A 15323-nucleotide genomic window follows, 5' to 3' on the forward strand; every position below is an offset into this window, starting at 1 on the left:
GCACAAGACGGTCCGGCAGTTCGGGAACCCCATGGTGGCGGTGTCGATCACGCCCCCGAGCTCACCGGCAGGTACCACCAACTCAACCAGATCCATTACTGGGAGGACATTCATGACGAAGAGCGTTGCCGGCGAAGTCGCCGGCCTGGAACTACCGGTCGAGCGGGACTGCCCGTTCGCCCCGCCCGCCGCCTACGAACGCCTGCGCGAGCAGGCGCCGATCAACAAGGTCCACCTGACCAGCGGCGGCGAGGCGTGGTGGGTGTCCCGGCTGGAGGAGGCCCGCGTTGTCCTCGCCGACCCCCGCTTCTCCTCCGATCGGCGCAACGACGGCTACCCGCTCTACGCCCTCGATGCGGCGACCCTACAGTTGCAGCGCAGCCAGCCGCCGGTGATGCTCGGCATGGACGGCGCGGAACACGCCGCGGCCCGCCGCCCGGTGATCGGCGAGTTCACCGTGAAACGACTGGCCGCGCTGCGCCCGCGCATCCAGGACATCGTCGACCACTTCATCGACGACATGCTCACCACCGACCAGCACCCGGTCGACCTGGTGCAGGCGCTGTCCCTGCCGGTGCCTTCCCTGGTGATCTGCGAACTGCTTGGCGTCCCCTACACCGACCACGACTTCTTCCAAAGCCGCACCACCATGATGGTGCGCCGGACCTCGTTGGAGGACCGCCGGCGAGCCTTCGCCGAACTGCGCGCCTACATCGACGACCTGGTCACCCACAAGGAATCCGAACCCGGCGACGACCTGCTCGGCCGGCAGATCGCCCGGCAACGCAAGGAAGGCGTTCTCGATCACGTGGGCCTGGTGAGCCTGGCCTTCCTACTGCTGACCGCCGGACACGAGACCACAGCGAACATGATCTCCCTCGGCGTGGTCGCGCTGCTCACCCATCCGGAGCAACTGGCCCTCATCACCGCCGATCCGGACAAGACGCCCATGGCCGTGGAGGAACTGCTGCGCTACTTCACCATCGCCGACGGGGTCACCTCCCGGGTGGCCACCGAAGACGTGGAGATCGGCGGGGTGAGCATCAAGGCCGGAGAGGGCGTCATCGTCTCGACCCTGTCGGCCGACTGGGACCCGGCGGCGTTCAAGGACCCGGCCGAACTGGATATCGAGCGCGGCGCCCGCCACCACCTCGCCTTCGGCTTCGGCCCGCACCAGTGCCTCGGCCAGAACCTCGCCCGGATGGAACTGCAGATCGTCTTCGACACGCTGTTCCGCCGCATCCCCACCCTGCGGCTCGCCGCACCGGCCGAGGACCTGCCGTTCAAGAACGACGCCGTCGTCTACGGCGTTCACGAACTTCCGGTCACCTGGTGAGCAGGACATGATGCGGATCACAACCGACACCGGGGGGCCTGCGTCGGCTCCGGCCAATGCGTCCTGACCCAGCCGGCCATCCTTGACCAAGACGACAACGACATCGTGGCCCTGCTGACTGATCACCCCCAAGACCAGGGCGCGGCACAGGCACGTACGGCACGCGCACCAGCCGTTCGGGTTCGCTGACCCTGGCGTAGCGCTTCACGGTGTTGAGCGCCAGGCCCAAAGCGGCGGGCGCATTCCAGCAGCTCGCCCCCTGGTCGAGCAAGGCACGGACCTGCTGCCGGCGATCACCGGCCTGCACCGCTTCAGGCAGGGCGCGACGGATCGCCTCTGCGTAGGCGCCGCTGCTGTCCCGGCACACCACCCGCACACCAGGATGGGCACGTAGCCATACCTCCAGAGCGTCGGCCTGACGGTCGGCGAGCACGTCGACCCGCGCCCGCGTTGTCGCGCTAAGTCCCTGAGGGCGAGGTTCGGAGGAAGCCCCTGTTCTCGAAGCTCCGGGCCATGGCGTTCCAAGAACAAGGGCAAGGTCGTGCCGTACGGTCAGCTCAGGGTTGTGTGTCGAGCCACTCCTGGAAGGTGGGTCCCGCGAGCTTGCTGTGCGGGCTGGGTAGGAACCCGCCCTTGGCCGTATCTCGGCATCGGGCACGCCCGAGCCGCCAACACCGATGACCTTGGTGCCTCGGCGGGGCGCCGAGGAGTGCTGCTGCCTCCGCCATGCCCATTGCGGGGGCCGGCTGGGGCGGGCTCGCCGGCGTTCGAGGGTCAGGTCGACCAGTTCCTCGGCCACCCACGATGCGGCAGACCACGAGCTGGGTGGGCAGGGCCGGGATGTGGGCGACGTCGCCCTGACGCCACGGTGATCCCGGCGATCCCCGCCTTCTCATGACCGTACTCGTGCGGAATGCGGGCCGACCCGCGGAAGAACTCCGTCGTCGCCTCCTGCTCGGAGGCGCGCCACGAGGCGACGTCGATGATGACGACCACCACCTCGGCCAGGCCCTCACCGGTGATGATGTCCACACCCGTGGCTCGCGACATCGGCACGACCTGGTCTCCCCGTCCGGTGAGCACGTCGACGACGTGGCGTCCCAGCCGCCCGGCGGCTCCTGCTACCGCGAACTCGGTGATGCTCGCGCAGCCTGTCCTTCTTGGCGCCGAACGGTGGTTGAGTGGTACGGACGATGCGCCGAGTCCGTAGTCCGGCACGGCGCCCTTGTCAGTCCTCGATGACCTCCAGGTGGAGTTCGCGAAGGTGGTCGAGGTCCGCGATCAGGTTGATCTCGGTGATCCGCCCCGCCGCGATCGTGAAATCGAACGCCATGCGCGGCTGCCCGCCCGCTGACCAAACGGCTCCGGCGGCCCCGTCGATCAGCGCCAGTCGCGCGCCTTGGGCACGGCCGCGGAAGGTCTCGGCCACCGCCGATTCTTCGTCGCACTGATCAACTGGCCGGCCGATTGGCGGGACCTGCTGCGCCAGGAACGACTGCCCAGCGTGTCCCACCGTGCGTGAAATGACCCCGTGGGTGCCCGAAACTCGGCCGGTGGGGCTGACCTGGGGTTCGGCGTTCCGGTTGCTGACAGGCATGATCGCTTTTCATGGCGCTGCGGTTGTTCTGTTTGATCTTCGTCCGGTTGCGCTGGCACGCGGATTTGGTTCGGCGGTGCTGGATCTTCAAGCGTCGTAGCCAGGGCCGGCCTCCCACTCGTGCCTGCGTCCGGACCTTGGTGTTTCGTCTGGCTCGGGAGAATCCGTTGTGGGGTTATCGGCGGATCGCCGGGGAACTCGCCTCTCTGGGCTGTCGGGTGGGGGCCTCCACGGTGTGGCTCATCTTGAAGAAGGCCGGCATCGATCCAGCGCCGCGACGCGTGGGGCCGACCTGGAGTGGGTTCCTGCGTGTCAACGTCCGCCACTTACGACGCGTACTGGCTGCCTACGAGACCCGCTTCAATGAGCATCGCCCACATCGCTCCCTGGGCCAGGCTGCTCCGCTGCGGGCCCTTCCCGATCCGGCCGAGGGCGATGTCAAGGTCATTCGACGTGACCGCCTCGGCGGGCTGATTCACGAAAACGCGCAGGTCGCACAGGGCGGCTGAGTTCTTGGCACGCACAGGCGCGAGGTGATCGTGGCCGCACTATTATGTAAACGCATCCGTATGCGTTTACGAAATGAGGGGTGGCCGGATGCTGAAGTCTCTAGGCAAGATCGGGTTACTGGTTCCTGCCTTTGCGGTCGGCGCTGCCTGGTTGGTTGTCCTGCGGTTGAAGGACGTGCCGGTGCCGCTGCTGGTGGTCTATGGGCTGCTGCTGGTCGGATTGGTGGTCGGGCTGTTGTGGCCCGGTGTGCTCGGCCGGCTATCCACGCGGCGCCGGGTGCTGGCGTTCATCGGGGTTCCGGTCGGCCTGGGTACGCTGGGGCTCTACCTCGCGGTCGTCTACTACGTCACAGACCTGCCGGTGCTGCTCGCCCTGGCCGCTACCGCATGCATGGCATGGGCGGCGGCCGCCTTCCTGGGCGGACGCCGGGCGGCGGGCGGCCAGGGTGCCCGGAGCACCAGGCGCGCCTTCCTAGCAGGCGGTGCCGCGCTGGCGCTGGGAGTGCTGAGCGGACTGTCCGTCGATCGGGTGGAACGGCAGCGACGCGAGGTGCTGGCGCGGGGCGAGCAGGAGCGGCAAGCGGCCGTGCGCGCCCCGGGCGGGCGGCGGCGGATCGTCGACGGCGCCGTGCGGGTGTTCCCGATTCACACTGGCGACACCATCGTCACCTACGGCCAGTTCTACGGCGGTCTGGACGGCTGGGAAGGGCTGAACGGCTACCTGCGCACCCTGGTGGACAAGGCGCAGATCGCGGTGCCGGTCTACGCCTACCTCATCGACCACCCCCGGCACGGCCTCATGCTGGTCGACAGCGGCGTCAACTGGGAACAAGCCCACGATCACGACGGGTACTACAACCACAACCAGATGGTCTCGCGCCTGTTGACGCAGCGCGACGAGTACCGGCTGACCCCCGAGCAGGACCTGCGGGTCCGCCTGGCCCGGCTCGGCTATGACGCCAAGGAGATCACCACCGTGTTCCTCACCCACGTCCACGACGACCACGCGGGAGGGCTGCGCTACCTGCCCCGGGCAACGGTGGTGCTGGACCGCCGCGACTGGGAACACGGCACGGTCTACCCGTACTCCTTCGACCTGGTCAAGAACGACCTCTCCTTCCCCGCCTTCGACTCCGGCGCCTTCGGCGCCTTTCTCGACAGTCAGGACCATTTCGGTGATGGCAGCCTCATCCTGCTGCCCACCCCCGGCCACTCGCCCGGCCACATGTGCGTGCTCCTGCGTCTGGACGCCGGCAACCTGCTGTTCATGGGCGACACCCTCTACACACTGCCCCACCTGGCCACAGGCCAAGTCCGCCAGATGACCATCGGTGGCGCCGACACGACCCACCAGATCGAGGCCGCCCGGCGCATCCAGACCCTGCTGGCCTCCGATCCCGCCACCGTGCCGTTGTTCGCCCACGACAACACCCGCTACCAGTCCGACCTGGTGGTCTCCGCGTTCGCCCACGGGACGCCCGGCGAGGAGGGGTTGCGGGAGTTGCGTCGGTACATGGAGGCCGTCCTCACCCCCGACTGGCGGCTGCGGCCCGGGCACACCCCCCACTTCGTGCCGCCGGTATCCGGCATGGGCTTGGGACGGGTAGAGCTCCGATGACCTCTACGCGGCGCACCCGGGGCAGACCCCGTGACCCCGAGGCCGACGAGGCGATTATGAAGGCGGCGCTGGAGCTGTTCGTGGAACGCGGCCTGGAGGGCGCGAACTTCGAGCAGATCGCCAAGCGCGCCGGCGTGGCCAAGGTGACCGTCTACCGGCGCTGGTCATCGAAGGAGGAACTGCTCACCCAGGCGATCGAGCAGGCCCGCACCCTCGTCCCCGAGGCCGACATCTGGGCCTCCACCGACGCCACGACGCAGCCGGTCGACGAGCGGCTCATGGACTCCTGGGTGCACACCTTCGGCGACGCCCGCTTTCGGGCGATCCTCGCCCAGCTCATCGGCTCCAGCGTCACCCAGCCGTCGCTGCTGGCCACCTACCGCCAGCAGTACATCCAGCCCCGCCGCCGGCTGATCCACGCCGCGCTGGAACGTGCCCGCCGCGACGGCCAGTTGGCCGTTGACGCCGACCTCGACACCGTGATCGACATGGTCGTCGGCGCGGCCATGTACCGCATGCTCATCCACCCGGACACACCAGCCGACCCCGCCGCCACACGCCAGTACCTGCAGGCCGTCCTCCGCCAAGCCGACCGACTGCTGCGGCTCCCCGACGTGCCCCATGGACAGCAAGAAGGGCAAGAACCCGCATGACCGGATACATCGACGTTCAGCAGCACATGATCCCCGCCGACTACGCGCGCTGGCTGCGCGAGCACGGGGGTCCATGCTCCCGGCGGGCGCGAGCTGCCTGAGTGGAGCCCTGCACTGGCGCTGGAGTTGATGGACGACCAGGGCATCGCCACCGCGATCCTGTCCATCAGCACGCCGGGCGTGCATCTGGGCGACGGCACCGACGCCGCAACGATGGCACGCACCGTGAACGAGTTCGGGGCGGGCTGGCGCAGGCCCATCCCGGCAGGTTCGGGCTGTTCGCCACACTCACCCTGCCCGACGTGGACGCCGCCGTGCCCGAAGCGGCGCACACCCTCGACGAACTGGCCGCCGACCGGGGTGATCCTGCTGGCCAACAGCCACGGACTCTACCTGGGCGACCCGGCCCTGGCCCCGCTCATGGCGACGCTGGACGACCGCTCCGCTGTGGTCCTCGTGCACCCCGCCGACCTGCCCGGCCCGCCGCGCCGGGCATCCCGCCGTTCGCCGCCGACTTCCTGCCCGACACCACCCGCGCCGCTTCCCGCACATCAGGTTCATCCTTAGCACTGAGCGTCTGGGATGCGCAGGCCGAGCTGATGCGCCGCATGGGTAGACACCGATGGCCTGGCCGTCGTTCATCGCGAAGATCGCGGTCGGTCGGCCGGGCCGGGTCAGCATGTGGTGGGCCGGCCCGCCCTCGATGAGGAAGTCTCCTCGGCCGATCAGCTCCGTGTCGACGGGCACGCCGGCCATGTCCAGAGCGGTTCGATAGCCGTCGAGCGGGCCCGGCTCGACAGCGCGGAGTCCGGCCGCGGTGATGATGGCGATGCGGCGATGCCCGAGCCCCAGGAGGTGGCGGGTGGCCGTGAGCCCGCCGTTCCAGTCGCCTGCGCCGACCGACGGGATGCTCCCGGTGGGTGGGTCCGCCGGATCGAGCAGCACCAGCGGGATCCCCGGTGGGTGAGCTGTTCGTGCTGGTCTCCGTCAGGCCGGAGAACACGGCGATCACTCCGCTCAGACGGTGCCACAGCACATTCTCCACCCAGGCATCTCCGGCGGTGTGGTCGCGGCGTTTCACCTGACGGGCGGATCGCCGGACGCGACCTTGATGCGGAGGTTGCAGAACGACCGAGCAAGCGGCCGTCCATAGGAATAGATCCGGCCCATGGAGTGTCTCTATCTCCGCGTCCAGGAGCGTTTCACCTGGTTCCCCAGCTTCGTGCCGAAAGGCCGGGAAGGGAGAGCTGTGGTCCGGCAGGCCCAGTATCACAAGAACCCGGAAGCCGTTTCGCGGCTCGACCCGGAGCAGTACCGCGTGACCCAGCAGGACGGCACCGAGAGCCCGTTCGCCAATGCCTACTGGGACAACCACGAGCCCGGCATCTACGTCGACGTCGTGTCCGGCGAGCCGCTGTTCGCGTCGGTCGACAAGTACGACAGCCACTCAGGCTGGCCGAGCTTCACCAAGCCGATCGCCAAGACGAATGTCGTCGAACGCAAGGACTTCAGTCACGGGATGATCCGGGCGGAGGTCCGCTCGCTGCACGGGGACAGCCACCTCGGTCACGTTTTCGACGACGGTCCTGCCGACAGGGGCGGACTGCGCTACTGCATCAACTCCGCGTCGTTGCGGTTCATCCACCTCGACGACCTGGAGCAGGAGGGGTACGGCGAATACCGCACCCTGTTCACGAGTGACACTGACGACAAGTAAGGAGACGACGTGACCACCGAAAAGGCGATCCTCGCCGGCGGCTGCTTCTGGGGCATGGAGGAGTTGTTCCGCCACCAGCCCGGCGTCGTGTCCACGCGCGTCGGCTACAGCGGCGGCGACGTCCCGAACGCCACCTACCGCAACCACGGCACCCACGCGGAGTCCATCGAGGTCGTCTACGACCCCGAGAAGACCGACTTCCGTGCGCTGCTCGAGTTCTTCTTCCAGGTGCACGACCCCTCGACGAAGAACCGCCAGGGCAACGACATCGGCACCAGCTACCGCTCGGCGATCTTCTACACCAGCGACGAGCAGAAGCGCGTCGCCGAGGACACCATCGCCGACGTCGACGCTTCGGGCCTGTGGCCCGGCAAGGTCGTCACCGAGGTCACCCCGGCGGGCGACTTCTGGGAGGCCGAGCCCGAGCACCAGGACTACCTGCAGAAGTACCCCAACGGCTACACCTGCCATTTCCCCCGTCCCGGGTGGAAGCTCCCGAAGCGGGAAACGGCCTGACATCTCCGGCGCGCGGACCCCGAGTCCGCGCGCCGGCGCGTATCCGGGAAACGTGGGCGAGCAGAGCCCCGTGCGTGACTACCCCGAGGCGATCGCCGGGACTCGCCGGTCGACGGCGCCGAGATCCCGCAGCCGGACACGCGCTTCCTTGACACGTCAGTCCACCTCGAACTGCAGCTGTGCCGCCGCCTGGGGCCTGTACGGTCCACTGGACAGAGCGCCGCCGCCGCGGTGCTTTCGTCGTTGCGCGGTCGCCGTAGCCGCCCGTTATCGTGGGGGAACGGCATCCGCTACTGGGCGGCGGGTGTGTCGGTCCGGGTCGTCAGCGCTCTGAGCAGCGATTGCGCGTCGTACGGGCCGATGTGTCGGCGGCCGTTGATGAAGAGCGCCGGGATGGCGGTGATGTTCATGGCCTCGGCATCGAGGGCGATGGTGATGATGTCGGACGGCCACTGGCTGTCCTGGTCGTCGAAGATCGCTCGCGCGAAGTCGAGGAATCTGTCCTGTGCGGCCGCAGCCTCGGATTCCTCCGCCACTGCCCAGCCAAGCAGCTGTCCCCGGTGGTGCCGCAAGGGGGGCCTCAAGCGCCGACGCTGTCATGGCCGTCGCGACGCGCTGTCCCACAATAGGACTATATAGTCCATAGTCGATGCCTGTTCCTGATGGTTATTGCCTATAGTGGACCTCGTGGACCGTTATGGCCAGGACGGCGGCCGTGCCGACGCGCCTCCGGCTGAGGAGGCCGTCGAGGCCAGGCTCGGTAGGCTGCTCGCGATTCAGGGACCCTTGCCGAACAACCTGCACTCGGTACGGGACCTCGTCCAATGGCGGGACGAAGTCGTCCGCCTGGGGCAGAGGCGCGACGACGGGATCTGTCCGCTGGGTGACCTGGCCGAGCTGCTCGCCGACGGCGATGAAGCCGCACGGTCGGCGGTTCGCGCCTGCCTCGCGGCATGGGAGTCGCTCCTGGCGGGCGGAATCACCCGCATCCGGGAAAGCGGCGAACTCGCGGCGGATGCCGATCCTGAAAGGCTCGCGACCAGCCTGATGGCCGCGTTGCAGGGCGGTCTGCTTCTCGCCCGCACCACCCGCGACGTGCGGCGGTTGGAGGTGGCCCTGGACATAGCCCTTGGCTACGTCCGCGCACACGCCGTCACGCTGTGAGGAACGACTTCACGTGGTCAAGCGCCATATCGAGGGCGATCTCCATGGGCTTGATGTCATGCGCGGTCTCAGCGAGCAGGTACCCGCCCTGCAAGGCGGCCATCAGACCCGTGGCAAGTTTCTCCGGGTCGGCGTCCGGCTTGAGCACCCCGCTTTCCTGCATCCGCCGCAGGCCGGCGGCGAGCAGTCCTTCCCATTCCACGAATGACTCGGCGAGCGTGGCACGGGCCTGGTCGTCCTGGTCGGCGAGTTCGCCGGCCAGCGAGCCAAGCGCACAGCCGTAGGCGCCGTTCTGCAACGCGTTTCGCTGCACCAGCGCATCGCGCCAGCGGACCAGACCGCGGAACGACTTCAAGCGCTGAAGGTTGCCGCGTTCACGCTCGAGGACCTGCGCGGCGCGCGCCGCGACGACGGCGCGGACCAGCTCCTCCTTGTCCGGGAAGTGGTTGTAGAGCTGAGATTTGCTGGTGTTGCTTGCGGCCCGGACGTCGTCCAGCGTGGTCGCGTTCACGCCCTTCACGTACATCAGCTCGACAGCGGCCGCCACGATGCGCGCACGAGTGGCGGCCCCACGTGGCGTCAGCCTCTGCCCCGGCTGTGCGTTCTCCGGCCTGCTCACGGTCCTCAGGTTACCTGTTTAATACAGCCGCCGCATGGACTACATGGTCCCGCTCGGCCACGGGGGTCTGTCCCTAGGCGGGACATGGCGATGAGGTTCTCCGCGGTGAGAATGTTGTCGCCCACAAACCGTAGGACTATTACGTCCATAACAGTTTGACATGGCATCGATCGGCAAGCCCTTCGCCAGTCGTCAGTGGTTGGGATGAGCAGTGCTTCTAACGGCCCTGGCGATGCGTTCTCGTATGGCGGGGCGCATCTGCACTGTTACCATGATGGACGATATAGTCCAAAAATGTTCAGAGACACTCGGCGAGGACTGGATGCAGGGGGTGCCGGATGAAAGCGATCGTGGTGACGGACGAGGCCGCGGGAACGGCCGGGATGATGCTGGCGAAGCGACCCCAACCCGAGGCGGCGGGGAACGATGTGCTGGTTGAGGTTCATGCGTCGGGATTCACCCCGGGGGAGCTGACATGGCCCTCGACCTGGACCGACCGCCTCGGCCGTGACCGGACACCGTCGATCCCCGGCCACGAGCTGGCCGGAGTGGTCAGTGCTCTCGGCTATGGCACGACGGGGTTGTCGGTGGGCCAGCGGGTGTTCGGCCTCACGGACTGGACTCGCGACGGCACCCTGGCGGAGTACGCAGCCGTCGAGGCGCGTAACCTCGCGCCGCTGCCAGGCGACGTCGACTTCACGGTGGGCGCGAGCCTACCGATCTCGGGCCTGACCGCGTGGCAAGGACTGTTCGAGCATGGCCGTGTCCAGGCGGGGCAGAGCGTCCTTGTGCACGGTGCGGCCGGCGGGGTCGGTTCGATAGTGACGCAGCTCGCGCGCGAGGCGGGCGCCTACGTCATCGGCACCGGACGCGCCGCCGACCGTCAGACGGCGCTCGACTTCGGCGCGCAGGAGTTCGTCGACCTTGAGAACGACGCCCTGGAAGACGCCGGCGGAGTAGATCTGGTGTTCGACGTCATCGGTGGTGACATCGGAAGGCGGTCCGCGGGTCTGGTTCGAGCCGGAGGAACGCTGGTGACCATCGCCGGCCCGCCCGAAGCGCGGCCCGCCGACGGCCGAGCGGTCGACTTCGTCGTCGAGGCCGATCGCGCCCAACTGAAGGAGATCGTCCAGCGGGTGCGGGACGGACGACTGCGGACGGTCATCGGAAACGTCGCGACCCTGGAGGACGCCGTCGCCGCCTTCAATCCGACCGAGCGGGTCAAGGGGAAGACGATCATCCGCGTTCGTCCGTAAGGACTCGGGGGACGTGATCGCCGGGCGGCAGATCGGCACAACGAGCTTGGTGCTCTCCTCGCAACAAGATGTTGCCGGCTAGTCGAGTCGGCGCAGAGCGTAACGCAGAGCCGAGGCGCCATGTAGGCGAGGGCTGATACAGAGAGGTATTCACATGAAAGCGATCGTGGTGACGGACCAGGTCGCCGGAACGGCTGGGATGAAGCTGGTGGAGCGGCCGGAACCGCAGGCGGCCAGGCTCGCCGGCCTCTCGGGCGCGAACTACGGCGATGTCGTCGTTGAGGTGCATGCGTCCGGATTCACCTGGGATGAGCTGTCGTGGCCCTCGACTTGGACCGACCGCCTCGGCCGTGACCGGACGCCGTCGATCCCTGGCCACGAGCTGGCGGGAGTGGTCAGCGCCCTCAGTTATGGCACGACGGGACTGACGGTAGGCCAGCGGGTGTTCGGTCTTACGGACTGGACTCGTGACGGCACGCTGGCGGAGTACGTAGTCGTCGAGGCGCGTAACCTCGCACCCCTCCCGGGCGACGTCGACTTCACGGTGGGCGCGAGCGTCGTGATGTCGGGCCTGACCGCGTGGCAGGGGCTGTTCGAGCACGGCCGCCTCCGGGCGGGGCAGAGCGTCCTCGTGCACGGTGCGGCCGGCGCAGTCGGCTCGATGGCGACGCAGCTCGCCCGCGAGGCCGGCGCCTATGTCATCGGCACCGGACGGGCTGCCGGCCGTCAGGCGGCGCTCGACTTCGGCGCGCAGGAGTTCGTCGACCTCGAGAGCGACGTCTTGGAAGACATCGGTGGAGTCGATCTGGTGTTCGATATCTTCGGCGGAGGCATCGGGAACCGGTCCGCGGGTCTGGTTCGAGCCGGAGGAACGCTGGTGACCATTGCCGGGCCGCCCGAAGCGCGGCCCGCCGACGGCCTGGCGGTCGACTTCGTCGTCGTGCCCGATCGCGCCCAACTGAGTGAGATCGTCCGGCGGGTGCGTGACGGACGAGTGCGGACGAACATCGGTAACATCGCAACCCTCGACGATGCCGTCGCCGCCTTCAACCCCACCGAGCGGGCCAAGGGCAAGACCATCATCCGCGTTCGCCCGTAAGGACCCAGCGACGTGATCGCCGGGCTGCAGATCGGCACGGCGAGCCGCGACGTCCGCAGCCGGTCCACTCGGACGTCGGCTCGTGTGGCCAAGCCTTGGGATTGCTTTGTCCACGTTGATTACCACATAAGGGGAAAACAAATGGAACCCGAGATGAATGTACAGAAGAACAGCGACAGCGGATCGTACGATGCCGTGGTCGACGGACAGGTTGTCGGCATGATCGTCTACCAGACGCAGCGAGGCGATCAACGCGTGACGTTCAGCCACACGATCGTGGAGCCTGAGTACCGCGGCCGAGGGATCGCAAGCCGGCTTGTCAAACACGCCCTGGACGACCTACGAGCGCAAGGCCTGAGACTCACCAACTACTGCCCCTTCGTGGCGGACTACATCGCCGACCACCCTGAATACAAGGAACTCATCGACGGTCGCTTCCCGGGCCGCGCGACGGTACCCGACCGCGCACCGCGCGAACGCGCCAACTGACGGTTGAAGTGGCCCTGAGCATCTTCGGTGGCCGTGAGGTGGCCCGATGGTTGGCGCCGGCCATGAACCGCACTCCGGACATGGCTGCCATGCGGCATCTGGTTTCCAGGTGGGGGCAGACAGCGCAGCCATCGAGCCGCCGCCCGGCCGTTGGAAGGTGACCGATCTCGCCATCGGCCACACCGTCGGCGCGGTCTCCTTCGCCTTCCGACGACATCGAGTCCGAGATCAGCGTCCAGATCGGTCAGCTCACGTCGAGTACGGCCTTGCCCGCGATCTGGCGGGCGAAGAGCGCCTCCACCGCGCCGGCGACGTCCCTCCAGTCCATGCGCCGACCGATCTGCGGGTCGAGACGGCCCGCGGCGAGCATCCCGACGAGAATGGCGAGGTCCCCGGCCAGCTCTGCGCCCATCAGGAACGACTGCAGGCTGCGCAGTTCCCCGACGGTCGCATACGGCTCGAACACGGTGGGCTCACCGGACGTGGCGCCGATGGACTGCACCGACGCGCCCACGGCGAGGAGTGCGAACGCTTGGGCGAGCTGAGGGCCACCGACGTTGTCGAGCACGCCGTGCAGCCCCGGTTCGATCCCGTCGAGCCCGACCACGACATCGGCCGCTCCCAGCTCGGCGAGGCCCTCCCCGTGTTCCGCGCTGCCGACCGAGGCGATCACGTGCGCCCCGGCTGCCGCTCCCAGCTGCACGGCGAATCGTCCGACCCCGCCGGACGCCCCGGTGACGAGCACCCGCTGACCCGTCACGGAGCCGAGCCTGCGAAGTGCGCGCAGCGCCGTGACTCCGGCGACCGGGAGCGTCGAGGCCGCTCCGAGGTCCACCTCTTCGGGCACGACCGCCAGCTCGGCGACCGGGACTGCCCGTAGCTGCGCCCATGCACCCGACGGTCCGAACGTGACGACCCGGCTGCCCGCGGGCGGCCCAGAGCCGTCGGCCGCAGGGGTGCGCACCACACCAGCGGCGTCCCACCCCGGTACGTAACCCGCCGGTTGATCGGCGATGCCGCGCAGCTCGCCGTGGTTCAAGATCGCGCCGCGCAGCTCACCGTGATTCAGCGAGATCGCGCGTACCTCGACGAGCACCTCGTCGGGCGCGGGAACAGGATCTGTGGTCTCGCCGAGCCGCAACCCGGCCGGGACGTCGTGGTCCACCACTAGAGCGAGCACGGTCAACTCCTTTCGGGCGATCCTGCGACCGCCATTGTTGAGTTCGTCTTGGGGCTGGCTACACCGGGACCGAGGTCGCCGCACAGGGGCCGCCGGCTCGTACAAGGTCATCGCGCTGAGCTGCGATGCGGTGATTCCGGCTCAGCGCTCCGTCTATCTACCTAGGCGGGGATGAGGCCCTCGAAGACCGTCAGCACCACAATATGGACTATATGGTCCAGGCTATGATATCCAGCAGGCGGTCCACATGGGGGGCAGTCAGTGGCGCGCACCGCATCGCAAACAGGGCGCCAGGGTCCAGGCGAGTGCTCAGAAGCGCTGCTGGAGGATGAGTACAGGTCAGAGGACGCCCGCCCTGGCGTCGCCATGATCGAGGCAGGCCGCAGGCTCGGGATGGTCGGGATCAAGCGCACACGCTTGGCAAACGGTGCCGCGATCCTCTAATCTGGACCAAATAGTCCCATGGCTCCCGGTGTCGGATCGTCCGACCAGCCACCCGCCGCAACTCGCGGACGGAGCGCACAGGAGCCACCAACTGCGGAACCGACTGCGCCAATGCTGGAGTAAGACGGTGCGACGGATCTGACACCAACCAGGCGGAACAACCGTTCACGCCAGTACCGCGTAATACCGCGCGGAAACGACAACCAAGCTGCGGTGAACGCCGAACCGTATGAAGAAGGAGCGAGAAATGAACGACACCAGGCAGTCGGCCGAAGATCTGGCGATCCTCGAGCAACTTAATCTTGACTACAACCATTCGGACCAGGCCAGCGATGCCAAGCGCTTCAGTGAATTCCTCGCTGAAGATTTCATTGTGCAGACACCGGGTGTCACCCGGAACCGTGAGGAGTACCTCGAATACATCGCCAAGCCCCGACCCTTCAAGGATCTGGTTCTGCGCGAATTCAAGATCCGCATCCTCGGCGATGTTGCGCTGATCCACGGCAGGGCGACATACACCATGATCGCCAATGGAGCGGATCAGGAAGCTCTGTACACGGACGTGTACCAGAAGCGTGAGGGCACCTGGGTCTGCGTCTCCGCCTGTGCGATCGCCCCAGGCGCCTGACCCGCCACCGCCGTAGCTGACATTGCAGCGTCGAGGCGCGCTACGAACATCTCGTCGAAATGGCCCCAACCCGTTCATCATGCCCAACGGATGGGACGGCCCGTCGGCCCTCCGCTTCAGGAAGGCCGGGTTCAAGTCCATCACGACCTCTTCAGCGGCTACACGTCGGCAGGGGTGACGGCCGGCATCGACCTGGCGCTCGCTCTCGTCGAAGAGGACCACGGGCCCCACGTGGCGCGCGACGTCGCCCGTGCCCTGGTGGTCTACATGCAGCGCGCGGGCGGCCAGTCCCAGTTCTCGGCACCGCTGCAAGGACCGCCGCCCCGCTCGCCGGCTCTCCGCAGCATCACCGACTTGGTGACAGCGAACCCCCGCGGGGACCACTCGCTCGGTGAGCTCGCGAAACACCTCAACGTGAGCACCCGGCACCTCACCCGGCTTTTCCACGACGAGTTGTCCACGACACCGGCCCGGTACGTGGAGAACATCCGATTCGAC

At 67.7% G+C, this 15323-nt stretch carries 17 protein-coding genes and 3 pseudogenes; 13 read left to right on the top strand and 7 right to left on the bottom strand.

Annotated elements, in window-relative coordinates:
- Positions 1–112: 112 nt before the first annotated feature.
- Positions 113–1336 (top strand): cytochrome P450, encoded by a 1224-nt coding sequence (locus tag BLS95_RS43975; protein ID WP_090945551.1) that lies wholly within the window; start codon positions 113–115, stop codon positions 1334–1336.
- A gap of 157 nt (positions 1337–1493) precedes the next feature.
- On the opposite strand, the pseudogene BLS95_RS58560 reads toward BLS95_RS43975, so the two are convergent.
- From BLS95_RS58560 to BLS95_RS54915, 3 genes and pseudogenes are all read right to left on the bottom strand, one after another.
- Positions 1494–1799, bottom strand: a pseudogene (locus BLS95_RS58560) (ISL3 family transposase); the annotation flags it as partial.
- 311 nt (positions 1800–2110) lie between these two features.
- On the bottom strand, positions 2111–2554 hold the full coding sequence (locus BLS95_RS43980) for an SDR family oxidoreductase (RefSeq protein ID WP_143044132.1): 444 nt from the start codon (positions 2552–2554) through the stop codon (positions 2111–2113).
- A 10-nt stretch (positions 2555–2564) separates the two neighbouring features.
- A complete protein-coding gene (locus BLS95_RS54915; protein ID WP_143044133.1) occupies positions 2565–2933 on the bottom strand; it encodes a hypothetical protein in 369 nt (122 codons plus the stop codon).
- A gap of 11 nt (positions 2934–2944) precedes the next feature.
- On the opposite strand from BLS95_RS54915, the gene BLS95_RS54920 reads away from it, so the two are divergent.
- The 4 genes from BLS95_RS54920 to BLS95_RS58565 all read left to right on the top strand — a co-directional run bounded on the left by BLS95_RS54920 (position 2945) and on the right by BLS95_RS58565 (position 6280).
- A complete protein-coding gene (locus BLS95_RS54920) occupies positions 2945–3442 on the top strand; it encodes a transposase (protein ID WP_143044134.1) in 498 nt (165 codons plus the stop codon).
- Between the two features lie 88 nt (positions 3443–3530).
- On the top strand, positions 3531–5060 hold the full coding sequence (locus BLS95_RS43995; protein ID WP_176993705.1) for an N-acyl homoserine lactonase family protein: 1530 nt from the start codon (positions 3531–3533) through the stop codon (positions 5058–5060).
- Positions 5057–5713 carry a TetR/AcrR family transcriptional regulator gene (locus BLS95_RS44000; RefSeq protein ID WP_090945556.1) on the top strand — a complete coding sequence of 219 codons (657 nt, stop codon included), beginning with the start codon at positions 5057–5059 and terminating at the stop codon, positions 5711–5713. Before BLS95_RS43995 ends, BLS95_RS44000 begins: the two co-directional genes overlap by 4 nt.
- A 129-nt stretch (positions 5714–5842) precedes the next feature.
- Positions 5843–6280, top strand: a complete 438-nt coding sequence (locus BLS95_RS58565) for an amidohydrolase family protein (protein WP_245765659.1) — start codon at positions 5843–5845, stop codon at positions 6278–6280.
- Between the two features lie 57 nt (positions 6281–6337).
- Here the strand turns inward: BLS95_RS58565 and BLS95_RS60035 are convergent.
- Positions 6338–6658, bottom strand: a pseudogene (locus BLS95_RS60035) (substrate-binding domain-containing protein); the annotation flags it as partial.
- 223 nt (positions 6659–6881) lie between these two features.
- On the opposite strand from BLS95_RS60035, the gene msrB reads away from it, so the two are divergent.
- Together msrB and msrA are read left to right on the top strand one after the other, a co-directional pair.
- Positions 6882–7430 carry a peptide-methionine (R)-S-oxide reductase MsrB gene (msrB, locus tag BLS95_RS44015; RefSeq protein WP_090945557.1) on the top strand — a complete coding sequence of 183 codons (549 nt, stop codon included), beginning with the start codon at positions 6882–6884 and terminating at the stop codon, positions 7428–7430.
- Positions 7431–7439: 9 nt separating this feature from the next.
- A complete protein-coding gene (msrA, locus tag BLS95_RS44020; RefSeq protein WP_090945558.1) occupies positions 7440–7946 on the top strand; it encodes a peptide-methionine (S)-S-oxide reductase MsrA in 507 nt (168 codons plus the stop codon).
- Positions 7947–8236: 290 nt separating this feature from the next.
- Here msrA and BLS95_RS44025 read toward each other — a convergent pair whose 3' ends face one another.
- On the bottom strand, positions 8237–8518 hold the full coding sequence (locus tag BLS95_RS44025; protein WP_143044135.1) for a DsbA family protein: 282 nt from the start codon (positions 8516–8518) through the stop codon (positions 8237–8239).
- Positions 8519–8633: 115 nt separating this feature from the next.
- On the opposite strand from BLS95_RS44025, the gene BLS95_RS44030 reads away from it, so the two are divergent.
- Positions 8634–9110 carry a TetR family transcriptional regulator C-terminal domain-containing protein gene (locus tag BLS95_RS44030; RefSeq protein ID WP_176993707.1) on the top strand — a complete coding sequence of 159 codons (477 nt, stop codon included), beginning with the start codon at positions 8634–8636 and terminating at the stop codon, positions 9108–9110.
- On the opposite strand, the gene BLS95_RS44035 is transcribed toward BLS95_RS44030, so the two are convergent.
- On the bottom strand, positions 9100–9729 hold the full coding sequence (locus BLS95_RS44035) for a TetR/AcrR family transcriptional regulator (RefSeq protein WP_218136274.1): 630 nt from the start codon (positions 9727–9729) through the stop codon (positions 9100–9102). The two genes, BLS95_RS44030 and BLS95_RS44035, sit on opposite strands and share 11 nt — an antisense overlap.
- A gap of 338 nt (positions 9730–10067) precedes the next feature.
- Here BLS95_RS44035 and BLS95_RS44040 point away from each other — a divergent pair, with 338 nt between their 5' ends.
- The 3 genes from BLS95_RS44040 (at position 10068) to BLS95_RS44050 (ending at position 12573) form a co-directional block, all read left to right on the top strand.
- Positions 10068–10985, top strand: a complete 918-nt coding sequence (locus tag BLS95_RS44040) for an NADP-dependent oxidoreductase (protein WP_090945561.1) — start codon at positions 10068–10070, stop codon at positions 10983–10985.
- Positions 10986–11139: 154 nt separating this feature from the next.
- Positions 11140–12084, top strand: coding sequence for an NADP-dependent oxidoreductase (locus BLS95_RS44045; RefSeq protein ID WP_090945562.1), 945 nt, complete (start codon positions 11140–11142; stop codon positions 12082–12084).
- 12 nt (positions 12085–12096) lie between these two features.
- Complete coding sequence (locus tag BLS95_RS44050; protein WP_143044136.1) at positions 12097–12573, top strand: GNAT family N-acetyltransferase; 477 nt, start codon at positions 12097–12099, stop codon at positions 12571–12573.
- Between the two features lie 244 nt (positions 12574–12817).
- Here BLS95_RS44050 and BLS95_RS44055 read toward each other — a convergent pair whose 3' ends face one another.
- Complete coding sequence (locus BLS95_RS44055; protein ID WP_090945577.1) at positions 12818–13753, bottom strand: zinc-binding dehydrogenase; 936 nt, start codon at positions 13751–13753, stop codon at positions 12818–12820.
- 691 nt (positions 13754–14444) lie between these two features.
- Between BLS95_RS44055 and BLS95_RS44065 the strand changes: the two genes are divergently transcribed.
- Positions 14445–14825, top strand: a complete 381-nt coding sequence (locus BLS95_RS44065; RefSeq protein ID WP_090945565.1) for a nuclear transport factor 2 family protein — start codon at positions 14445–14447, stop codon at positions 14823–14825.
- Between the two features lie 174 nt (positions 14826–14999).
- A pseudogene (locus tag BLS95_RS44070) lies at positions 15000–15323 on the top strand (AraC family transcriptional regulator); the annotation flags it as partial.

This window comes from Nonomuraea jiangxiensis (assembly GCF_900099965.1).
In the GTDB taxonomy this organism is placed as follows: domain Bacteria; phylum Actinomycetota; class Actinomycetes; order Streptosporangiales; family Streptosporangiaceae; genus Nonomuraea; species Nonomuraea jiangxiensis.